This is a genomic window from Dactylococcopsis salina PCC 8305, assembly GCF_000317615.1.
Taxonomy (GTDB): Bacteria; Cyanobacteriota; Cyanobacteriia; order Cyanobacteriales; family Rubidibacteraceae; genus Halothece; species Halothece salina.
The window spans coordinates 1,236,143-1,256,804 of record NC_019780.1 but is presented as its reverse complement, the minus strand read 5'-3'; the positions used below and the strand labels follow the sequence as shown (position 1 = coordinate 1,256,804).

Genomic DNA, 20,662 nt, shown 5'->3' with positions numbered 1-20,662 from the left:
TTTGGATACAACTGGATTGAAACTAATAGATGTTTTTGCCGCCTTTATTATTTTAGGTTTATTTCTCCTCATTGGACGGTTTTTAAAACAAAAAATTAGAATCTTTGATTTACTCTACCTACCCGAATCAATTTTAGCGGGAGGTGTAGCATTACTGATGGGAAAAGAAGGTTTAGGAAATGTTGTCCCTGATCAAACTTTTCTCGCTGATAATGGCATCTTTCCCGAAACCATTTCTGCTGTTTGGTCACAAGCGCCGAGTGTATTTATTAATCTTGTTTTTGCCACGCTTTTTCTCGGAGAAACCATTCCCAGTGTCAAAGAAGTTTGGCGAAAAATTGCGCCTCAAGTTGCCTTTTCTCAAATTTTAGCTTGGGGACAATATGTTGTGGGACTATCAATCACGATTTTAGTTTTAACCCCAATCTTTGACATTAATCCCATTGCGGGAGCGTTAATCGAAATGGCATTTGAAGGGGGACATGGCACGGCTGCGGGAATGGGCCCCGTGTTGGAATATTTTGGTTTTGAAGAAGGAGGGGAACTCGCTTTAGGGTTAGCTACTGTGGGATTGATTTCTGGTGTGGTGACAGGAACTGTTTTAATTAATTGGGGACGAAGAAAAGGTCATTTATCTTCAGAGACGAAACAAAAATTGATTTCAGATCAAGCCCCAGCGTCATCTCCTTCTCATCCTGAATTATTATCCGCAGAATATCAAAAGCTCAGTAAAAATCTTCTCATTGATCCGTTATCCATTAATCTCGGAATTGTGGCGATTGCGGTAACACTAGGTTGGCTCATTCTAGAAGCATTAAAAGCGTTAGAAACTCTCACTTGGGGAAAACTAGAAATCGAAATTATGAATTATGTTCCTCTATTTCCGATGGCGTTAATTGGAGGATTGATTGTACAAATTACGATGAAACGTCTCGGAATTGATGGCTTGATTCTGCGACCGTTACAGAAGAATATTGCAGGGGTTTCTCTTGATGTTGTTATTTTTAGCGCGATCGCATCGATTTCTTTAACGATTCTCGGCACAAACTTAATTCCCTTCCTAATTTTGGCTCTCGCTGGCGTAACTTGGAATCTTTTTGCTTTTCTGTTCTTTGCGCCTCGGATTCTCCCTTCTTATTGGTTTGAGCGTGGTATCGGCGATGTCGGACAATCCATGGGCGTTACCGCCACTGGTCTGTTATTGTTACAAATGGTTGACCCTGATAATCGCACGGGAGCGTTAGAAAGTTTTGCCTATAAACAGCTTTTATTTGAGCCGATTATGGGGGGAGGCTTCTTCACGGCGGCTGCGCCAATTTTAGTGTTTCAATTGGGAGCAATGCCTGTTTTAATGATTACTGGTAGCGTGCTGATTTTTTGGATCGGGTTTGGTTTAATTAACTTTAAAAGGTAGTAAGGCAAGAGGCAAGAGGCAAGAGGTAAGATTTCAAAGTTTTGATGCAGGGTGCGTGACTATTGAGCGTTCAATTCCCTTGCACTTTTTCAAAGCATTAAGAGCCTTAAAAGCTGATTGGATAAAGGTTTTAGGTTTATTCAGGAGGCACTAGAATAAAAAGGAGTGATATTTGAGAGGAGTTTCGCCACTACATAAACTTCAATGTCTGTCAACCCTTCGTTACAAACCTTATAAATCGCCTCGAAAAATTGGTTTAAACTCTTCCTCAAAAACTTGACAAACTTTTCCCGATCGCAACGAAGGAATGGAGGTTTGAGCGGTGAATTTTGCTCAAAAGACAGACCATCCCGTGGCATTATCGTTTTGAGCATCATACCTGAAAAGGCGTAATCTCGTCAATATTTTGCTTCCTCCAAAAATAGTTAAGAACTGTAAAGGACACGGTTCGATATAAAAATCTAATTGAATCTAACAACAAAATTAGTTATACTAATACAAATTGACAGGATTCTCGCTGAGTTGATAGTAGATTATAGATTGGTGTTGGGTTTCATTTGATTTCACCCAACCTACGTTTTTGTCCTTCGACAGGCTCAGGAACACCTTTGTCCTTCGTGAAATGTAAGAGATCACTAATGACTAATGACCAATGACTAATGACTAATGACCAATTGTTGTTGGGTTTCATTTCATTTCACCCAACCTACAGATTGTTGAGTTTCCACCGATGTTTTTTGGTAAGGTGGCAATACTTCCTCTACGGTTTTCATGGGTTGTTGTAATGAATCAATCTGATCCAGAATTGGCGCAGCAAGTCCAACGACTACATCTGGTAGCGGTTTACAGTCGTTGGGTGCTGGTGGTGGGATCATGGTTAGTCGTGATTCCCATTGCTTTATGGCAGCTACAAGAAGAGATTGCCTTGATGCGGTCTTATTTTACGATCGCGGCGGTGCGTTATGCGTTGATTTTTAATCCGATTTGCTCGATCGCGCTGGCATGGTGTTTAGGGATTACCACCGCCGTTTTACTGTGGCAAAGTAGCAACATTTTGTTTGGGTTTTCCTCTGCTTATCGTCATCGACTAGAGAAACAAGTGATGCGTATCCGAAAGCAAGGTAAATCCCATCCTTTTTGGCGTTGGGTAATTGACCAGTGAACAAATAACAAATAACGAATAACGAAAACCTAACCTACGTTGACTGATCATTGTTTTGAGGAGGTGTGGGTTGCTTTTCTAGATATTCAAGAAATTCCAGTAATTCAGCATCGGACAAAAGTGAGCGCGATCGTTTGCCGTAGGTTTCTCCTAAAAATTTCCGTCCTTGTTCACTCGTCCAATTGAGTCGTCTTAATTCTACGTTTGTGCGAGCAATAATGTCAGAACTATCCATCATAGTTTTGTCTTCCTGATGGGAGGAGGGAACGGAATGACTTGATAACTCTGATGATGAGTTCGAGGTTTCTTTCGGGGTAACCGTTTCAGGTTTCGGCTTTTCCCTAGAAGGGGAAACAGCATTGTCTGATGATGAGTTCGAGGTTTCTTTCGAGGTAACGGTTTCAGGTTTCGGCTTTTCCCTAGAAGGGGAAACAGCATTGTCCGATGATGAGTTCGAGGTTTCTTTCGGGGTAGCGGTTTCAGGTTTCGGCTTTTCCCTAGAAGGGGAAACAGCATTGTCTGATGATAAGTTCGAGGTTTCTTTCGGGGTAGCGGTTTCGGGAGTAACGGAAGACTGATTTAATTCTGGTTCAACAATAGCCGTAGGAGTGAATGAATTTAAGTTTCGACTGGAAGGAGGAGTGGTTTCGTTTCTTGGTGGTGTCTTAGTGGAAGTGAGATAAATATCTAAAACTGCTAAAGCCCTCTCTCGTGCTTCGTCTTCTGCTTTTTCTACTGTATCAGCCGCCGCTAAACCTGTAGCGAGAGTTAATCCTGCATTTTGGACACTAGCGCGGACAATGTATTTTCCGTGATCAATTTGTACTAATTCGCTGAGAAGACTACCTTGGGGAAAATGACGGCGAAATTGCTCAAACATAATTGAATCGTGATGATGTGTTATCGGTAATGATTTCTCACAATGACCGGGAAAGGATGAATTGAGGATTGAACCTCTCCCATTAATTCAAAGAATATAATGGGAGATTCTCGCCTCAAAGGGAGAGTCTAGATGAGGTTAAAACCTCATCCCCGAACTCTTTACCCTGATCGAGCATTCTTCCCGTCGCACCGACGGTACTTTCTCCACGTTTCTTTACTACCATCGCCGCCGCTACATCTCTATCCTGCTCATATCCACAATCTGGACACTTATGCACCCGTTCAGAAAGAGTTTTCTTGCCGCAGTTAACCCCACATTCAGGGCAAATCTGACTTGTCCCATTAGCGTTAACTTTGGCAAAAAATACTCCTCTTTTCCAACAGACATAAGACAGGATGTTGACAAACGTTCCCCAAGCAGCGTCCAAACAGGCTTTTCTAAGTGCTGAACGCCCTAGTGCTTTTAGGTTTAAGTCTTCTACAAAGATCATCCCTGCTTGATCACACAGATAATGAGAGGTCTTGTAGAAGAAGTCTTTGCGACAGTTGGTTATCTTTTCGTATAATCTTGCGATACGACGGCTGATATTTCTCCAGCGACGAGAACCTTTCTTCTTATTCTTGAGTTGACCTTGCAGTGATTTCAGCTTGCCTTCAGATTCCCTCAAGAACTTATGACCTTTAATGAGTTCCCCTTCACTGGTTGCTAGAAATTTCTCTAACCCTAAATCAATGCCAATTGGATAACCATGAGGGGGTACATCAGGAACATCAACATCTAATTGAAGATTGATATTAATGTAGTACCCACTTGCTTTCTTAATTATCCTGACTTGTTTAGGGATAAACCCTTCAGGAATGGGGCGAGAAAGAACTAACGGTAGTTTTCCTAGTTTGGGAAGAGTGATTGTTTCCCCTTGAATACAATCTGGTTTAACTTGGGGAAAGACAAAAGAACGCATCTTTTTCTTGAATCTAGGAAAACCAAATCCTCGATTCCACATATTTACAAAAGCCTCTTCTAAACCTTTTAGAGTTTGTTGGAGGACTTGAGATTGAGGAATGGATAATCGAGGAAACTTTTTCTTCGCCACCCCTAAACCTTTACATTGATTAGCGTATGTTGGTCTAGGAGCATCGGAAGGAATGATATACTCGGATTCAAGGGAACAGCGATCAATTGGACATTTTCTAGAATTTACCCAGTCTTTTCGCTCTCTTAAAGCATAGTTATAAACAGATTTACAGACATCTAACCATTCATCGATGGTAGAAGCCTGTTGTTTATTGACTTTGAGCTTATACTGGTAGTTAAGACTGAGCATTTTAAGAAATCGACCGTTGTTTTCTAAAGTTTAACACAAAAATGATGAGGGGGCTTCTACGGCTTTTATTGGAGGCGTGACGATTCATCACTTCGACAAATCAGAGATTATGTCGAGAGCCTTCTCGTCACATCGAGGTAAATCCCAAAACAATATAAAATAGATGAGGATGTTACTATCACTGTAGTTTAATCGTTATTAAGCTAATATGCTATTGAAAGTTAAAAGAATTGATGCGCTCCGAAGACATCATTAACTTTAGTCTTTTACTTTCCCCTAAACATTGGCTTTATTGGCTTAATCGTTTAACGAGTAACTAACAGTCGTAGGGTTTGAGTAATATCAACCAGCATTTTAACGGTGCTGTGTCTCGATTAAAAACCTTAATTTATTCCTGTAATTGAAACTGAAGAGATATTGATATCAGATGGAATTTTCAATCGCTACAATCCTGTCTCATTTGAGTGATAATAAACTGGTCGCACCAAAAGTTCTCGAAAAAAAGCTCAATCTCCAAGATGACAAAAGTATCGAACAGCTACAAGTTGCTCTCGATGCTCTCGAACGCATTGGCGTTATTGTTAAGGAAAGAGGAAAATATCGCCGCTTTCCTCAAGAGGAAGTCGTGGAAGCAAAGTTACGTTGTTCCAGTAAGGGCTTTTGTTTTGCGATTCAAGATCAAGAGGGAACGGATGATATTTATGTAAGAGAATCACATTTAGGTAGTGCTTGGAATGGCGATCGCGTTTTAGTAAAAGTCATTAAAGAGGGAAGTCGTCGTCGCTCTCCAGAAGGGGAAGTCCAAGTGATCCTCGATCGAGCGAATCCCTCTCTCCTAGCGCAAGTGAGAGAATTTCAAACTAATGATCATCAAGAATATCATGCGATTCCTCTCGATGATCGGCTACTATTTGAACTTGATTTGAGTGAGAAGGGAGAAGACTTAAAACAAGCCGTGGATCATTTGGTTCATGTGGAGGTGTTACGGTATCCCCTCGGCGATCATCCCCCAATTGGTCAAGTAACTAAAATTTTAGGCAGTGACGCAGAAGAAGCCGCCGATACCGATATCGTATGCTGTAAACATGATCTCCCTCGATCGTTCTCTCAACACGCTTTGAAGGAAGCTAAAGCCTTAACCCCGAAGATCACTGATGAAGACCGAAAAAACCGACAAGATTATCGTGATTTACTAACGATCGCCCTTGAGGAAAAAGCAGACAAAACCCCTTTCGTCGAAAATGCGTTAACCCTAGACAGAACCAACGGAGGGAAGTGGCGTTTAGGGATACATATCGCAGATGTCGCTCATTATGTTTCCTCTGATTCTGCTTTAGATAATTGTGCCAAACAACGAGGAACGGCGGTACATTTAAGAGACCTGGTGATTCCTTTATTTCCCCAAGAAGTCCAAGATTGTGCATCTTTTGTGGTAGGAGAAGATCGTCTCGCCGTTAGTGTGATGTTGACGTTGGATCAAATGGGAGAAATTGAAGCGTTTTCCATTGATGAAAGTGTGATGCGTTTGGATCAACTGTTTAGCTATGAAGACGCACAAGCGCTTCTAGGAAAAAGTGATCAAGTTGATTCAGAACAGAAAGCCGCCGCTGATTTACTCAATGAGCTTTTCTTTACCATCAGTCCTCTCGTGAAAGCGCAACGGTTACAACGGGGAGGTTTCAATATAGAATTATCAGAAGCGCAAGGAGGGTTTAAAGATGAAGGACGCTTAGGCGCTGTAGTTGTTGATTCTTCTCTCCCCGTGCGATCGTTGCTGACGGAATTAATGATCCTAGCTGGACAAGCCGTAGGGCGGCACTTACAAGCACTTGGTGTTCCTGCGCTCTATCGCATTCAACAGATTTCTGATTATACGGAAATTGAAGACTTGATGAAATTGGGAAATAATCTCGATTTAGAGTTGGAACTGGAAAACGAAGACGAGTTACGTCCTCAAGACTTCCAAAACTTTAGTCGTCAAATTTCTAAATCTAGTGCCGATCGGGTTTTGATGTTTTTCCTGAAATCAACCCTGAAACTTGCCAAATATAGCACCAAGCCAGGAGAACATTTTGGTTTAGCAGATAATATCGCTTACAGTCCTTGTATTTCCCCTGGTGGACGATATGCTGATCTCTGGGTACAACGAATTTTAAAAGCCGTTTTCAACCAAGGGCGCGATCGTCGCGTTAAAACGCAAAAAGAGGGAGTTGATCTCCACAGCAACAGCAGTCATGGCAAAATCAACTGGAAAGTTCTCCCTCCCACAATGGCGACGGAATACGAAGAACAAATCGCCAGTTTTATCCATCATCTCAACGAACGGGACAAAATGGTAGAAGACGCAGAAAATGACCTGAAAGGGCTGAAGAAAGCGGAGAAAATGAAAGAACGCACGGGAGAAGTCTTCGCTGGTTTAATTACGGGTGTTCAATCTTACGGCTTTTTTGTGGAAATTGAGGACTTATTAGTCGAAGGATTAGTTCATGTCAGTTCCCTAAAAGATGACTGGTATGAATACCGCGCTCGTCATGGGTGTTTAGTGGGACGGAAAAATCGTATCGCCTACCGTCTCGGTTCTCGCGTTAAAGTACAAGTGAAGAGTGTTGACTACTATCGTCAGCAAATCGATCTTGTCACCGTTTCTGGAGCTACTCCCGCGACTGATGAGGATTTTGAAAATTAATTTTATTCACTGATGGAAATGTAGGGGAGTCCATGGCTCTCCTAGCAATGAGAAAATAATCAATAACAAATAATAAATGGTTGATTTACCGATTACTGTGGGAATTAGTGGCGCATCGGGATTAATTTATGCAGTGCGTACTCTAAAATACTTATTAGCAGCAAACTATACCGTTGATGTGGTCGCTTCTAAAGCAAGTTTTATGGTTTGGCAGGCGGAAAATAAAGTTAAAATGCCTGTAGAACCCGATCAACAAGAACAGTTTTGGCGTGAACAAGCAGCACAACCGAACAGTGGAAAGTTACGCTGTCACCGTTGGGGAGATGTGGGCGCTACGATCGCCAGTGGTTCGTATCGCACGTTAGGGATGCTGATTATCCCTTGTAGCATGAGTACCGTTGCTAAAATTGCACAAGGTTTAAGTTCGGATTTATTGGAACGCGCTGCAGATGTCCAACTGAAAGAAGGGGGGAAACTGGTACTGGTTCCGAGAGAGACTCCCTTGAGTTTAATTCATTTACGAAACTTAACGGCTTTAGCGGAAGCAGGAGGGAGAATTGTTCCCGCGATTCCCGCTTGGTATCATCACCCGCAAACCATTGAGGATTTAGTTGATTTTGTAGTCGCTCGCAGTTTAGACCAATTTGATATTCCTTGTGTTCCGCTTAAACGTTGGGAAGGACATTGATACGGGAATCATCGCCCCCTCACCCCCAATTCTGGGGGAATCATCGCCCCCTCACCCCCAATTCTGGGGGAATCATCGCCCCCTATCATTTTTGTTCTTCGTTCTTCCTTTTTTGGTCACTGTAAAGCGGCTTGAATCTGTTTTTTGACTTCTGGAATAACAACTCGATACATCCCTCGCAAGTCTCCCACTTCAAAGTTATAGGCTTTATCTTCTGGGTAGCGTTGTTTCACAAAATCAGGGCGTTGTGCTTTTGCGCCATGACATTTTAAGCAAGTTGCTTCCACATTAATTCTGCGATAATAAAAGGTTTCTTGGTTGCTGGTTTCCCAAAAGCCAAATAAGTCGGGATTCTTGGCAAATTTTTCTAACGCAACGGCTTCTCTGGCGGTGGGTGCATGGGCAGGATTTCGATATTTTTCGGCGACTTGTTTCACATCCCAAGGATTATTTTTGCTTAGTTGTTTGGCTCGCATTCCCACTGGTTTACACACTTGTTTAAAGGTTTCAAGAGTTGGTTTTTCATCGGTTTCTTTAAGGGTAGAAGCGAGGCTCTGTCTCATTCTATCTAAAAATTCGATTTCTTGAATGGCTTCAGATAATTGTTCGGGCTGTGGTTGAGCCTTCACCTGATTCATCGGCAGAAAAATTAGGCTAAAGGTTAATAAAAAAGATAGTAATTGCATCATGATTGATCTCTAATAATGGATGATTAAGAATTGATTCTTCGTTCGTTGTTCTTTTTTACTGGTCACTATAAATGTTGGGTTTCGCTTGGGTGCTAACTTGCGATCGCGCTTCCATCTTTCACTTCAGAAGACGGGTTTAAAATAATGGTATCTCCTGCTTCTAAGCCCGAATGAACTTGCATTTGATCCCCTTGTTGGCTACCAAGAGTTACTGTCGTAAATTGTGCTTGGTTATCGACAACGCGATAAACCCCAGTAATGCCAAAGCGTTCAATAATTGCGGATTCTGGAATCATTAAGCCTGCTTTTTCTTGGGTAGGTAAGTTGATCCGACCAAACATTCCAGGAATGATTTTGTTGTCGCGATCGAGGTCAATTTTGATCATAAAATTACGGGATTTTCGATCAGCATTGGGGACAATTTGTTTAATCTCACCGCCAATTTTGCGCCCGATTGCACCAATTTCGATCGCGATTCTTTCCCCAACCGCAACTTCTCCGAGAAGAGATTCGGGAACCGAAACGGTAAACTCTAAGTCTTCCACTGTTTCAAGGGTGACAATCGGTTGTCCAAACCCTGCCATTGCGCCCGCCATTGCTCCTTCGTGAGTTTGTTTTTTGGTGATGATACCGTTAAAAGGAGCTTTCAGTTGTCCATAGTCTAGATCAGCATCACTTTTTTGTAGTGTGGCTTGCGCGGCTTCAACGCCAGATTTGGCTTGTTCAATGCTACTCTGTGCTTGTTCCATTTGCGATCGCGCTTGTTCCACTGCGCCTTTTGCTTGTTGGATGTTCGCTTTAATTTGTTCCATACGCGCTTGACTGCTGGCTAAACGAGCGTTGGCTTCATCCAAACGGGATTCACTCACCGCGCCGTTTTCATAGAGCATTTTCATCCGTTTTTGGTGCAGTTGAGCATCATTTAATTCGGCTTTTTCTTCCTCTAACTCCCCTTTTGCTTCTTGCACTTGTGCTTGTGCTTGACGTTTTTGAGATTGGGCGGCTAGATATGCCGATCGCGCTGAATTAACCGCAGACTGCGCCTGAGACAGATTCGCTTGCGCCTGATTGGTTTGCGCTTGCAAATCACGAACATCAATTTTAGCAATGAGATCACCTTTAGAAACGCGATCGCCTTCTTCGACCAAAATCTCTTCAATGATACCGTTAACCCGAGTGGTCAAAGTCGCTGATTTTTCGGCGGTGACACTTCCTGTTAAAACTCGATCGCGCCGCCGAGTCTCATAACCCACTGTCGTTGTCTCTACTGCTATTTCTACGGTTTCTGTTTCTTGTGCGGTTTGGGAGGACACTTGATTCGGTTTTAAAACTGCATTCAGTCCCCACATTCCCCCACCTGCAAGTACAATTATTAAACTGGTTAAACCAATTAATCCTTTTTTCTGTGATAGTTTTGTCATTAGTTATTTGTTATTCGTTGTTTGTTATTCGTTATTTATCACTGTTTACTGGGAGACGTTCCATGGAACGTCTCTACATTGGTCACTGATCACTGGCTTTACACGCGATCGCACAATTTCAACAATTCTCGATCGATCACGCGATAATAACGAGAAGTTCCCACCCGCCGACAAGCCACAACCCCCGAAGTTTTCAACAACTGCAACTGTTTCGAGACATTAGCTTGCTGTAACCCTGTCTGTTCACAAATCTCACTCACATTTCGTTCCTCTCCACAAAGGACTTCTAAAATTCGTAATCGCGTCGGTTCACTCAGGAGTTTGAAGCGATTTGCCAAAAACTCATATCGATCGATGGTGATCAGATGATTCATCTTTTATCCTTATTTATCCTTTGACACGGCTTAAATCCTTTTGTTGGTCAGAAGTTTCAGGAATTGGCGTAACTAACGATAACCGCAACAAAAACAGTCCGAGCTTTTCAAACCAAGGCACAGCAGTTCCCCAGCGCATTTTCATCAAGAAATACCACTCAAAAACATTTTTCGCCCAATTTACCCAAATTCCCCTTAAAGCAGTGGCATGGCGACGATGACCAATACTGGGATCAGGGACAACTGGTGCAGCAATAAAGATGATTCCAGTATCGCCAAAATCTGCCATACAAATCGCTTCCAAGCTCGGTTTCACAGGGCGCGATGGAATTTCCCCCAATTCTCTAGCGATATTATGAGCCACCGCCATCGCCATTGATTCCGTCATTTGACCCGTTTTTGGCGCACCGAGAGGAATCTCTGTGGTTTCGGGAGCATCCAGTTGCGTAATCACTCCTGCGCTATAAATCGAGGGATAATCTGGATGTTGATAAGTATCCAGCACAGGTAAAAATCCCTTCTCATCGGTTAACCCTGGAACTTCTTTCAAAAACGGCGCTCCGTGAAAAGGAGGTAAGAACATGGCGTATTGAAAAGGAAACTCTTGACCATCAGCTAATTTAACCTGATTTTCTTCAATTTCTGTTATTTCTGCATTTTCAACCCATTTAATCCCCCGTTGTTCCATCAGTTCGGTGACTAACTTTCCAGAGTTTGCCATCCCACCGATTCCTAAATGTCCTAAATAAGGTTCTGGACTGATAAAGGTGATGGGCACTTCCTCTCTTATTCCTTTTTTTCTCAGTACAAAATCCGCTAACAGGGCAAACTCATACGCAGGCCCCATACAACTTGCTCCAGGCACCCCCCCCACAACGATCGGACCTGGGTTTTCTAAAAACTTGTTCCAAGCCTCACGAGCCATTTCTGCGTGATGAGGGTTACAAACTGATTGCGTATAGCCTTCTTCTGGCCCCAAACCTGGTATTAACTCATAAGCTAACGATGCACCTGTGGCAATGACAAGATAGTCATAGTTAAAAGTTATGTCTTCCCCTACCCTCACTCGTTTCTCGTTAGGATCGAGTGCGGTTACTCTCCCCTGTTGCCAATGAATCCCTTGTTTTTCCAATAAGGGTTTCACTGAGAGTTGCACTTGCTCTAATTTTCTTAAGTTAAATGCGACCCAAGGCAGCGAGGGGATAAAAGTAAAGTTGGGTTCATCAGAAATTAAGGTGATTTTGTGTTTTCCCCGTAAAAGGTGTTTCAGTTCGTAGGCGACGGAAAGCCCCCCAAATCCTGCTCCGATGATTACTATCTGTGCCATTTTTTTCCCTTCTTTATAAAACTATTTAATCATGTATTTATTTTAGCATAGTTTTTTAAGGTTGACTAAATTACTATTTAGGAATACAATCATAAATAAGCGAGGAAAAGCAATAACGGATCAAAATTATGGTTACAGCATCAGCAGAGCCGACAGTACGGCAAATTTCACCGAAGCAACTTTTAAACATGGCTCGTCCTCCGAAATTAATTGATGTGCGGACGGGGTTGGAATATATGACGGGTCACGCACCGCAAGCAGTAAACTTGAGCTTATTTCGTCTCTCTTTCGGGATGATTCGAGGGTTGAGACGGTTATTACTACCGAAATGGTTTCGGGAACTGCCAAAAGATGAACCAGTGGCGGTGATTTGTTTAACGTCTCATCGCAGCCCGATCGCGGCGAAACAACTTTTAAAGGCAGGTTTTACAAAAGTTTATAACATCACGGGGGGAATGATGGAATGGCAGCAAAAAGGTCTTCCCACCAGTAAGTAATCGTTTGTCCTTCGTCCTTTGTTGTCCAATGACTAATGACTAATGACTAATGACCAATGACCAATGACTAATGACTAAAGAATTTGGAGGTTAATTATTATGCAGATTAGTCGCAAAAATTTAGATCAGCGACAGGATCATATTTACGATACGATTGTCGTCGGTGGCGGTGCGGGAGGATTATCCGCAGGAATTTATCTGCAACGGTATAATCTTTCTAGCCTGATCATCGATAAAGGAAAAGCGCGATCGTATTGGATGCAGGAGTTACACAATTATTTAGGCTTACCGCCAGATACCCCTGGAAGTGAACTCCTCAAGCACGGAAAAGATCATTATCTTTCGTTAAATGGAGATTTTCTCAACGGCTTTGTGGAAGATGTGGTGGATGAAGGAGACACCTTCGCGGTAACGACTAAAGTGGGACGCAATAATAATAGTGTCTATCCAGTGCTGCGATCGAAGTATATTATTGTCGCCAGTGGAATTATTGATCAGCTTCCTCCCCTCGAAGATATGCAGAATGTCTATGAATATGCAGGATATAATCTGCACGTTTGCATGGTCTGTGATGGCTATGAAATGACGGATAAAAAATGTGGTTTCTTTGCGGGAAGTGAAGCCAGTATTGAAGAGATGGTCTTTAACTTAAGCTGGTTCACGCCCTACATTACCATCTTTACGCATGGGATGTTTGAAATTAATCCCCAACTACGACAGCAACTCGAAGATCATGGTTATCGCATTGTGGAAACTCCCATTAAACAATTCCTCGGTGAAAACCATCAGATGACAGGTGTGGAATTAACCGATGGGTCTGTCATTGAGTTAGAAACAGGTTTAATCTCAATGGGATCGAAATATCACAACGATTATCTACACCGCATCAACCTTGATTATAAAGGGAATAACTTGATTACCGACAAAATGGGACGCACTTCTCACGATCGCATTTTCGCGATCGGGGATTTAAAGGTGGGTTTAAATCAAGTGGTGGTTGCTGCTGGGGATGGCGCTTTAGCTGCAACCCAAATCTGGCGCGACATTCGCAATGCAACCCCTCCCCGTCGTTGGGAAGAAAACCTTTTCATCAGTGAGCAGTTACCAGTGAGCAGTTACCAGTAATCAGTTACCAGTGATCAGTGACCAGTGAGCAGTTACCAGTGATCAAGAACCAAGAACAACAATAAGGAGTTTAAAACAATGGCTGAATTATTTTCCCCTGAATGGATGGCTACCTACCAAGAAAAATGGAACGCTGAACCTGATTTGTCTGATGCTTTGGCGAAAATCAACTTTGATTCTGTGATTGGTTATGGTTTCAAAGGCGAAGATCAACCCAGAGGCGTTTTAGTGATTAAAGATGGAAAAGCGATCGAGTCTGGCGCTTACAATGGACAAACTCTCAACTGGGATTTACGTGCGAAACCTGAAGATTGGGAAAAATGGTTTAAAAATGGACTGAATATGATGGGCATGAGTAGTGCGTATATGCAAGGAAAGCTAAAATTCTTAGTAGGAGACTATGGCGCGATGATTAAAGACCCGCGCATGGTCAATCCTTTCTTGAAGAGTTTCTCGGTGATGGGAGAAGTTCACGCGGCTGCTGTTGGTTAGAATTATCCCCCCTAACCCCCCTTTGCAAGGGGGGAAATGACTAATGAACAATGATTAATGACTAATTATGGTTTCTTCCTCTACTCCTGAACAAGATCGCCCCTTAAATATCGTCGGTCGCATTACCGCCTATTTTGTCAACTCCCAAGTGACACTACTCATTATTGTCGCCCTGGTGATCTTTGGGTTGGCTGCTGCTTTGTTTACTCCCAAAGAAGAAAATCCCCAAATTACGGTTCCAGGTGCGGATATCTATTTCCATTATCCAGGTGCGCCTGCAGAAGTGGTGGAAGAAACCGTTACTGTCCCGATCGAGGCTAAAATTAGAGAATTGCCAGGGATTGATGATATTTATTCCACTTCCCAAACGGGACAAGCCCGTATCACCGCCCAGTTTTTTGTGGGGGAAGACTGGGAAAATTCTCTATTCCGCCTGCAAAATCATCTGTTTAACTCCCAAGATGAGTTACCGCAAGGGGTGAATTATCAGGTTAATCCGTTAATTGTGGATGATGTCCCGATCGTGACGCTGACGATAACGGGAGAAAACTACAGTGATAACCAGTTAAGGCGAGTGGGAGAACGTTTATTAAGAGAGTTGCGACAGATTCCCGATACAGGGAATTTAACCATTTCGGGGGGACAACCGCGAGTGATGCGGGTGGATTTAAACCCGGAACAGTTAGCAGCGTTTCAGTTATCTCCCGCCGCGATCGCGCAACAAATCCAAGCAGCAAATATTCAAGTTCAAGCAGGGGATGTTTCTGTTGGTAATCGACGCATTTTTATTGAGGGGGGAAACCTATTAGAAACTGCTGATGAACTAAAAGCAGTGGTGGTTGGACAAGGAGAAAATGGATCACCGATTTATTTAGAAGATGTGGCGACAGTTAGCGATGGCTATGACGATCGCGTTACTTATTCCCGTCTCCTCAATCGCAAGGATTGGGATGTCACCGCACCCTATCCCGATCCCAGTTTACAGCCTGAAGAAGACTTTGAAGAACGTCCTGCGATTACCATTGGGATTGCGAAGAAAAAGGGAACAAATGCGGTTGTCGTCGCCCAACAAATCTTCGATCGCGTGGATGAGTTACGAGACGAGATTCCCAATGATATCACCATCGCCGTCAGTCGCAATGCAGGACGTACCGCAGCCCGTGCGGTGGGCGATTTATATTCTAGTTTATTCCAAGCGATCGCGATCGTGGTGATCTTGCTGATTGCTTTCTTGGGTTGGCGAGATGCGTTGATTGTTGCTTTAGCCATTCCTTTAACCCTTGCGGGAACATTGTTAGTGGGTTGGATCGCAGGACAAACCATTAATCGGATTACCCTATTTGCGCTGATTTTATCTTTGGGGATTTTAGTAGATGACGCGATCGCAGTCACGGAAAATATCCACCGTCGCTTCGAGGAAATGCCGGATCAGTCTTTTTCCCAGAAAGTCCGAACGGCGACGCTTGCGGTTGCAGAATTAGGCGTTCCCATTCTCCTCTCTACGATTACAGTCATTCTCGCATTTATTCCGATGGCGTTTGTAACAGGAATGATGGGCCCCTACATGGGACCAATTCCCTTTAATGTTCCTGTGGCGATGATTATCAGTACCTCCCTTGCGGTTATTGTCACCCCTTATCTGGCGGTGCGGGTGATTAAAGTTAAGGGACGTTCCACAGATAATAATGAAAGCAATGATGGTCAGGCTTCAGAAGAAGTTCCCAACCGCATTTACACCTTCTATCGGCGGATCATGGAACCGTTACTCGATTCTGCAACTCGCAGACGATTTTTAATCTTCTTCGTGGTGGGATTACTGTTAGCCAGTTTCGCCCTCCCCTTGACCCAAGCCGTTAAATTCCGTATGCTACCGAAAGCGGACGAAGAACGGTTCTTAGTGCAGGTAGATGCGCCATTAGGGACAGAATTAGTGGAAACTGACCGCATTGTCCGCGAAATGGAAACCGTCTTAAAAGAAGACTCAGAGGTCATCCAATTTGAAAGTTATGTGGGAACTGCAGCGCCCATTGATTTTAACGGGTTATTGCGGGGGAATACACACCGTAGCGGGGAACATTTAGCCGATATTCGAGTTCACCTCACTAATGATGATGCGCGATCGGTCAGTTCCGAGGATATCGTGTTTCGGTTACGTCCCCAGTTAACCGAGATCGCACAAGAGAATAACGCGATCGTGAAATTAATTGAAGACCCCCCTGGCCCTCCTGTGCGTTCCACGATGTTAGCAGAAATCTATGGCCCCGACTACGAACGCCAACGCGAACTTTCCAAACAAGTTGCTGATGTCTTCCGCAATACCGCAGAAGTGGTGGATGTGGATGACTCGGTGAAAAATCAAATCCCACAGATGAAATTGGAGGTCGATCGCGCCAAAGCCAACCAAGCGGGATTAAGTACCCAAGAAATCGCCGAAACCATTAATATGGCAATTAGAGGGGTCGATGCTTCCACATTACAAGTGCCAGGAGAGTTAACCCCTGTCCAGATTCAAGTCCGTTTTGCAGAAGCCAACCGTCAAAGCATTGATGATCTGCGTCGGATTCAAATGCCGACACCAGAGGGAAATTTAGTTCCTCTAACGGAGTTAGTGACCTTTACTTCTACCACTGTGGATCAGCCGATCTTCCACAGAAATCAAGTTCCTGTTACTTATGTCTTTGGGGAAATGAATGCGCGATCGTCTGTTTATGCGGTGATGGAACAGATGATTCATTTCTTCCGTAACCCCTTACCCGAAGGATACAGCATCAAGTGGGAAGGAGAATGGCAACTCACCCTCGAAGTGTTCCGTGATTTAGGCTTAGCGATGCTGGTGGCGGTGATTCTGATTTATATTATCCTTGTGGGACAATTCCGCAGTTTCAAGATTCCCTTAATCATGCTGGGGGCAATTCCATTAGCCCTAATTGGAATTTTAGTGGGCTTCTCTCTCAACGGCGTGTATTTCAGCGCCACAGGAATGATTGGAGTGATTGCATTAGCTGGGATTGTCGTTCGTAACGCGATCGTCCTCTTAGAGTTTGTGGGAGACAGACGCAAAGAAGGAATTGAACTGAAAGAAGCCGTGATTGAAGCGGGTGCGGTGCGCTTTCGTCCGATTCTCCTCACCAGTGTCACCACCATGTTAGGCACGTTAACCATTCTCAGCGATCCCGTGTGGTCTGGGTTAGCATGGACATTGTTAACAGGAATGTTGACCTCTTCTGCGTTGACGTTGTTTATTATTCCCTTGATGTATTATGGCGATCAGCGATCGAGCCGTAAGCAGGAACAGACACCTGTGAATGAGAAACAACTGGTAGCAGATAATTAATCTTCAGTAGGCTATCCTAGAGTTGAGATTGGTTGCAAACGATCAATGGTGGTAATTATGACAACAACAACTGCTCAAGCACCAGCTACCATATCAATGCCAAGAAAGTTGCCTTTCTTAGAAGCAATTTGCTGGCAAACCAAAGACGTTTATCAGTTTACCCCTGAACAAATGTTGAGTCGTTATGAACGAGGTTGGGAGTATCGCAAACTATTTGGTTTACCTCAAGGCGAAGAACTCAATTTTCTCAAGCAGCTTGCTAAGTATTATCAATCTTGGTTGCAAGTTGAATTATGACCTTTCAGTTATATCATCACAATAGAATTTTGACTATTCTTGACAGTTTAGATTCTAATTTATTGGAGGAAAGTCAGGCTTACTTTGGCGGTGGAACTCTGCTAACATTAGACTTTAGAGAATACCGTTGGAGTAAAGATATTGATTTCATTTGTCCGATTGCTTCATCAGGTTATAAACATCTGCGTACAATTATCTTTGATGGCGGTTATCAAGCGTTATTTCATGACCAAACTGCGATCAATATTCAGCGAGGAACAACCAGTCAATATGGAATTCGTTTATTGATAATAGTAGAAGGCGAACCCATAAAAATAGAAATTATTGTCGAAGCGCGCTTTCAACTTGATCCGCCTAGATATCCACAATGGTCACCTGTTGCTTGTTTAAGTCTTAATGATTGTTTTACCTCTAAAAGATTTTTATTAGTTCTTTCTTCTTGCTTCGCGACTTTTGATGTCTTATGGCGATCAGCGATCGAGCCGTAAGCTGGAATCGACACCAGTGAATGAGGAACAATTGGTTGCGGATGACTAAATTGTAGATAATTAAATTGTAGGGTGGGCAATGCCCACCTTTCATTACTGTAATGATTTTATAGGGTTCACTGTTCTAGTTTATGGTATTAAAAGGGGGCCTTATTTTATAGTTGGAGAATGACCAAAAAAGAGAAGTTAGAGAAAAAAGCAAAGGAGAGTACCACAAAATCTGACTTTTGAGGAATTTGAAACCTTATTGAGACAATCAGAATGGATATTGAGTCGTCAGAAAGGAAGTCATCGCCTATGGTGTTCACCGAATGGTCAATTATTACCCATTCAACCTCGTAAAGATGGCAAAGCAAAACTTTATCAAGTCCAACAATTTCTTAACTATCAAGAGGAAGCAGAATAATGTCTTTAGAGGATTATAACTTTGACGGTTTTATCATTAATCTATATGTAGATGAACAAGGAGACTGGCTTGCCCATTTTCAAGAATTGCCAAATATTTCTGCTTTTGGAGATACGCCTCAAGAAGCTCTAGAAGAATTGAAAATTGCTTGGGAATTAGTGAAAGAAGATTATAAACAGAAAAATCAAGCAATCCCTGTTGCTATAGCAATCCTAGGTGATTCGTAAATCGTTTTGCCCCCAAATCCTCACTTCGCTCCGGCCAATAATGGGGGCTTTCATTAATCAATTTTTTACAAATGATTTGGGATTGCTATAGTAGTCGGCAGAAAATTTTCAGCCAAAATAATTGAGTAAAGTAAGCTCTTTAGAAAAATTATTGCTAAGTGCAAGCCTTGCGTGATTGGAATTTAATCTATGATGCGCGATCGGACTCCGTCTTTGCAAGGCGCGATCGCGTTCATAGTTTGAGTTGACAGATCAAACCCAACATCATCACTCTCTGGAAAGGCTATAATCATACTTGTACTTAACTATGTACAAATCCAATGAACATGAACATTGTCAACTTTAGCGAAGCGAGAAAAAACCTCAAATCTGTACTTGATACAGTAGCAAACGACAAAAATTGTACTGTTATCGTTAGGAGAGATGCAGAAGATGCAGTTGTCATGTCTAAAAGTTATTATGACAGCCTAATGGAAACAGTTTACCTATTAAACTCTCCTGCTAATGCCCAACATTTAGAAGCAGCGATCGCCGAGTATAAAGCAGGGCAAACACAAGAACATGATTTAATTGATGCGTAATTCTCCAAGCAATTCCTGTTTGCCGCGATCGCGTTGGCAAAGAAATGAGACGCGATCGCGCCCATAACAAATCTTACTCTTAACAACTTAGTTTTAGCCCGAATTTGGAAATCCTAGGCAATCTGAAGCGTCGAAGGTTCTGGGAGGGATTGCCCTTCATTTTTCCATGCTTCTAAATACATCTCAATCACTTCTTCCCCATTACAAGTGGCTTCTTGGCGAGTTTTGCCATGGGTACAAGGCATTATAACGCGATCGCGGAACTCAGGAATTGTCACTAGAAATAACTGGTCTTCCTCTGACCACTGAATCACCATGCTATATTGACTCATGAATTTTCATCCTCCTTTCTCAACTGTTCTAGGTCATCAAGCAACTTTAACAACTGTTTTTCCAGATAGGGGGGAACATCGTCTTACTTTGCTCATATTTTAGAGTCTTCTGAACGCATCCCATGAGTGATTCTTGTGAGTAAACTGGTGATAAATACGAGGAAAATCAGAGTCAGAGAAGCCGCCGCCGCTAGAGATTGTTGTTCTGGGAACGGACTGGTGGCAAAGTTATAAATTAAAACCGATAAAGTCGGAGTGGGTTCCAGTAATCCTTGAGGAAAAAATGAGGAATTAAGTGCGGTAAAAAGTAAAGGTGCAGTTTCGCCGCTCGATCGAGCAACTGCTAACAAAATTCCTGTTATAATCCCTGGTAACGCAACAGGTAAAACCACTCCTTTCACCACCTGAAAACGATTCGCACCGATACTAACCGCAGCCAAACGCACTTCCGAAGAAACAGCATCCAAAGCATTTTCAGTGGTACGAATAATTAAGGGTAACATCAGAACGGAAAGCGCAATTCCCCCAGCAATTGCGGAAAAACCAAACACACCATTAATCACTAATAATCCATAAACAAAGACTCCTGCTAAAATTGACGGTAAACCACTTAAAACATTAACTAAAATTTTCATCCCTCGACGTAACACCTGATGCTGACAAAATTCCGATAAGTAAATTCCCGTCAACATTCCGATCGGAGTAGCAATAAAAGTGGCAATTCCCACCACTAATAATGTCCCTAAAATCGCGTTAGCAATTCCTCCTCCTGTCATTCCGGCGCCTGGTGGTAACTCAAGGAATAAATCTAAATTTAAGCGCTGGATGTTACCTAAGCAGGAAGGTCGCCCTCCCTACTCGGCTTCAAAACGGTGCGTGATAGTTTCCCATCACACCGCTCCTCTTTCAACCACA

The 20,662-nt window shown here is 42.9% G+C and carries 22 protein-coding genes; 13 read left to right on the top strand and 9 right to left on the bottom strand.

The annotated features are described in order from the left end of the window. Position 1: 1 nt before the first annotated feature. On the top strand, positions 2-1,414 hold the full coding sequence (locus DACSA_RS06300) for a sodium/glutamate symporter (RefSeq protein ID WP_015228950.1): 1,413 nt from the start codon (positions 2-4) through the stop codon (positions 1,412-1,414). 553 nt (positions 1,415-1,967) lie between these two features. Here the strand turns inward: DACSA_RS06300 and DACSA_RS20370 are convergent. Then, positions 1,968-2,105 (bottom strand): hypothetical protein, encoded by a 138-nt coding sequence (locus tag DACSA_RS20370; protein ID WP_015228949.1) that lies wholly within the window; start codon positions 2,103-2,105, stop codon positions 1,968-1,970. Positions 2,106-2,198: 93 nt separating this feature from the next. Between DACSA_RS20370 and DACSA_RS06290 the strand changes: the two genes are divergently transcribed. Beyond that, positions 2,199-2,576, top strand: coding sequence for a hypothetical protein (locus tag DACSA_RS06290; protein WP_015228948.1), 378 nt, complete (start codon positions 2,199-2,201; stop codon positions 2,574-2,576). A gap of 34 nt (positions 2,577-2,610) precedes the next feature. Here the strand turns inward: DACSA_RS06290 and DACSA_RS22050 are convergent, their stop codons facing one another. Both DACSA_RS22050 and DACSA_RS06280 read right to left on the bottom strand, forming a co-directional pair. Beyond that, positions 2,611-3,456 (bottom strand): hypothetical protein, encoded by an 846-nt coding sequence (locus DACSA_RS22050; RefSeq protein WP_015228947.1) that lies wholly within the window; start codon positions 3,454-3,456, stop codon positions 2,611-2,613. A gap of 115 nt (positions 3,457-3,571) precedes the next feature. Next, positions 3,572-4,783 (bottom strand): RNA-guided endonuclease InsQ/TnpB family protein, encoded by a 1,212-nt coding sequence (locus DACSA_RS06280; RefSeq protein ID WP_015228946.1) that lies wholly within the window; start codon positions 4,781-4,783, stop codon positions 3,572-3,574. Between the two features lie 427 nt (positions 4,784-5,210). On the opposite strand from DACSA_RS06280, the gene DACSA_RS06275 reads away from it, so the two are divergent. Next, on the top strand, positions 5,211-7,469 hold the full coding sequence (locus tag DACSA_RS06275) for a ribonuclease R family protein (protein WP_015228945.1): 2,259 nt from the start codon (positions 5,211-5,213) through the stop codon (positions 7,467-7,469). Positions 7,470-7,545: 76 nt separating this feature from the next. After that, a complete protein-coding gene (locus DACSA_RS06270; protein WP_015228944.1) occupies positions 7,546-8,157 on the top strand; it encodes a flavin prenyltransferase UbiX in 612 nt (203 codons plus the stop codon). Between the two features lie 116 nt (positions 8,158-8,273). On the opposite strand, the gene DACSA_RS06265 is transcribed toward DACSA_RS06270, so the two are convergent. The 4 genes from DACSA_RS06265 to DACSA_RS06250 all read right to left on the bottom strand — a co-directional run bounded on the left by DACSA_RS06265 (position 8,274) and on the right by DACSA_RS06250 (position 11,968). Beyond that, the gene (locus DACSA_RS06265) at positions 8,274-8,846 is read right to left on the bottom strand and encodes a Tll0287-like domain-containing protein (RefSeq protein ID WP_015228943.1); all 573 of its coding nucleotides are present in this window, start codon (positions 8,844-8,846) and stop codon (positions 8,274-8,276) included. A 92-nt stretch (positions 8,847-8,938) separates the two neighbouring features. Beyond that, the gene (locus DACSA_RS06260; RefSeq protein WP_015228942.1) at positions 8,939-10,267 is read right to left on the bottom strand and encodes an efflux RND transporter periplasmic adaptor subunit; all 1,329 of its coding nucleotides are present in this window, start codon (positions 10,265-10,267) and stop codon (positions 8,939-8,941) included. Between the two features lie 98 nt (positions 10,268-10,365). Further along, positions 10,366-10,641 (bottom strand): ArsR/SmtB family transcription factor, encoded by a 276-nt coding sequence (locus tag DACSA_RS06255; RefSeq protein WP_015228941.1) that lies wholly within the window; start codon positions 10,639-10,641, stop codon positions 10,366-10,368. Between the two features lie 13 nt (positions 10,642-10,654). Then, entirely contained in the window at positions 10,655-11,968 is a 1,314-nt protein-coding gene (locus DACSA_RS06250; protein ID WP_015228940.1) for an NAD(P)/FAD-dependent oxidoreductase, read from the bottom strand. Positions 11,969-12,096: 128 nt separating this feature from the next. Between DACSA_RS06250 and DACSA_RS06245 the strand changes: the two genes are divergently transcribed. From DACSA_RS06245 to DACSA_RS06205, 9 genes are all read left to right on the top strand, one after another. Further along, entirely contained in the window at positions 12,097-12,465 is a 369-nt protein-coding gene (locus tag DACSA_RS06245; RefSeq protein WP_015228939.1) for a rhodanese-like domain-containing protein, read from the top strand. 99 nt (positions 12,466-12,564) lie between these two features. Next, positions 12,565-13,590 (top strand): NAD(P)/FAD-dependent oxidoreductase, encoded by a 1,026-nt coding sequence (locus DACSA_RS06240; protein WP_015228938.1) that lies wholly within the window; start codon positions 12,565-12,567, stop codon positions 13,588-13,590. A 78-nt stretch (positions 13,591-13,668) separates the two neighbouring features. After that, positions 13,669-14,082, top strand: coding sequence for a hypothetical protein (locus tag DACSA_RS06235; protein WP_015228937.1), 414 nt, complete (start codon positions 13,669-13,671; stop codon positions 14,080-14,082). Positions 14,083-14,149: 67 nt separating this feature from the next. Continuing rightward, the gene (locus DACSA_RS06230; RefSeq protein WP_015228936.1) at positions 14,150-17,416 is read left to right on the top strand and encodes an efflux RND transporter permease subunit; all 3,267 of its coding nucleotides are present in this window, start codon (positions 14,150-14,152) and stop codon (positions 17,414-17,416) included. Positions 17,417-17,473: 57 nt separating this feature from the next. After that, positions 17,474-17,713 carry a hypothetical protein gene (locus tag DACSA_RS06225; protein WP_051017285.1) on the top strand — a complete coding sequence of 80 codons (240 nt, stop codon included), beginning with the start codon at positions 17,474-17,476 and terminating at the stop codon, positions 17,711-17,713. Between the two features lie 29 nt (positions 17,714-17,742). Then, positions 17,743-18,201: a nucleotidyl transferase AbiEii/AbiGii toxin family protein gene (locus DACSA_RS06220; protein ID WP_232225221.1), complete on the top strand. Its 459-nt coding sequence runs from the start codon at positions 17,743-17,745 to the stop codon at positions 18,199-18,201. A gap of 247 nt (positions 18,202-18,448) precedes the next feature. After that, the gene (locus DACSA_RS21355; protein ID WP_232225219.1) at positions 18,449-18,607 is read left to right on the top strand and encodes a type II toxin-antitoxin system HicA family toxin; all 159 of its coding nucleotides are present in this window, start codon (positions 18,449-18,451) and stop codon (positions 18,605-18,607) included. Then, positions 18,607-18,834: a type II toxin-antitoxin system HicB family antitoxin gene (locus DACSA_RS06210; RefSeq protein ID WP_015228933.1), complete on the top strand. Its 228-nt coding sequence runs from the start codon at positions 18,607-18,609 to the stop codon at positions 18,832-18,834. Before DACSA_RS21355 ends, DACSA_RS06210 begins: the two co-directional genes overlap by 1 nt. 320 nt (positions 18,835-19,154) lie before the next feature. After that, positions 19,155-19,415 (top strand): type II toxin-antitoxin system Phd/YefM family antitoxin, encoded by a 261-nt coding sequence (locus DACSA_RS06205; RefSeq protein ID WP_015228932.1) that lies wholly within the window; start codon positions 19,155-19,157, stop codon positions 19,413-19,415. A 113-nt stretch (positions 19,416-19,528) separates the two neighbouring features. Here the strand turns inward: DACSA_RS06205 and DACSA_RS06200 are convergent, their stop codons facing one another. Both DACSA_RS06200 and pstA read right to left on the bottom strand, forming a co-directional pair. Continuing rightward, complete coding sequence (locus DACSA_RS06200) at positions 19,529-19,747, bottom strand: type II toxin-antitoxin system HicB family antitoxin (RefSeq protein WP_015228931.1); 219 nt, start codon at positions 19,745-19,747, stop codon at positions 19,529-19,531. A gap of 92 nt (positions 19,748-19,839) precedes the next feature. Continuing rightward, complete coding sequence (gene pstA / locus DACSA_RS06195; RefSeq protein WP_015228930.1) at positions 19,840-20,523, bottom strand: phosphate ABC transporter permease PstA; 684 nt, start codon at positions 20,521-20,523, stop codon at positions 19,840-19,842. Between the last annotated feature and the right edge of the window lie 139 nt (positions 20,524-20,662).

What these genes read in the sequence shown, in the direction of transcription:
- DACSA_RS20370 (WP_015228949.1), bottom strand. Translation starts at nt 2,105, where the DNA reads ATGAAACCCAACAACAATTGGTCATTAGTCATTAGTCATTGGTCATTA.
- DACSA_RS06290 (WP_015228948.1), top strand. Translation starts at nt 2,199, where the DNA reads ATGAATCAATCTGATCCAGAATTGGCGCAGCAAGTCCAACGACTACAT.
- DACSA_RS22050 (WP_015228947.1), bottom strand. Translation starts at nt 3,456, where the DNA reads ATGTTTGAGCAATTTCGCCGTCATTTTCCCCAAGGTAGTCTTCTCAGC.
- DACSA_RS06280 (WP_015228946.1), bottom strand. Translation starts at nt 4,783, where the DNA reads ATGCTCAGTCTTAACTACCAGTATAAGCTCAAAGTCAATAAACAACAG.
- DACSA_RS06275 (WP_015228945.1), top strand. Translation starts at nt 5,211, where the DNA reads ATGGAATTTTCAATCGCTACAATCCTGTCTCATTTGAGTGATAATAAA.
- DACSA_RS06270 (WP_015228944.1), top strand. Translation starts at nt 7,546, where the DNA reads ATGGTTGATTTACCGATTACTGTGGGAATTAGTGGCGCATCGGGATTA.
- DACSA_RS06265 (WP_015228943.1), bottom strand. Translation starts at nt 8,846, where the DNA reads ATGATGCAATTACTATCTTTTTTATTAACCTTTAGCCTAATTTTTCTG.
- DACSA_RS06260 (WP_015228942.1), bottom strand. Translation starts at nt 10,267, where the DNA reads ATGACAAAACTATCACAGAAAAAAGGATTAATTGGTTTAACCAGTTTA.
- DACSA_RS06255 (WP_015228941.1), bottom strand. Translation starts at nt 10,641, where the DNA reads ATGAATCATCTGATCACCATCGATCGATATGAGTTTTTGGCAAATCGC.
- DACSA_RS06250 (WP_015228940.1), bottom strand. Translation starts at nt 11,968, where the DNA reads ATGGCACAGATAGTAATCATCGGAGCAGGATTTGGGGGGCTTTCCGTC.
- DACSA_RS06245 (WP_015228939.1), top strand. Translation starts at nt 12,097, where the DNA reads ATGGTTACAGCATCAGCAGAGCCGACAGTACGGCAAATTTCACCGAAG.
- DACSA_RS06240 (WP_015228938.1), top strand. Translation starts at nt 12,565, where the DNA reads ATGCAGATTAGTCGCAAAAATTTAGATCAGCGACAGGATCATATTTAC.
- DACSA_RS06235 (WP_015228937.1), top strand. Translation starts at nt 13,669, where the DNA reads ATGGCTGAATTATTTTCCCCTGAATGGATGGCTACCTACCAAGAAAAA.
- DACSA_RS06230 (WP_015228936.1), top strand. Translation starts at nt 14,150, where the DNA reads ATGGTTTCTTCCTCTACTCCTGAACAAGATCGCCCCTTAAATATCGTC.
- DACSA_RS06225 (WP_051017285.1), top strand. Translation starts at nt 17,474, where the DNA reads ATGACAACAACAACTGCTCAAGCACCAGCTACCATATCAATGCCAAGA.
- DACSA_RS06210 (WP_015228933.1), top strand. Translation starts at nt 18,607, where the DNA reads ATGTCTTTAGAGGATTATAACTTTGACGGTTTTATCATTAATCTATAT.
- DACSA_RS06205 (WP_015228932.1), top strand. Translation starts at nt 19,155, where the DNA reads ATGAACATGAACATTGTCAACTTTAGCGAAGCGAGAAAAAACCTCAAA.
- DACSA_RS06200 (WP_015228931.1), bottom strand. Translation starts at nt 19,747, where the DNA reads ATGAGTCAATATAGCATGGTGATTCAGTGGTCAGAGGAAGACCAGTTA.
- pstA (WP_015228930.1), bottom strand. Translation starts at nt 20,523, where the DNA reads ATGACAGGAGGAGGAATTGCTAACGCGATTTTAGGGACATTATTAGTG.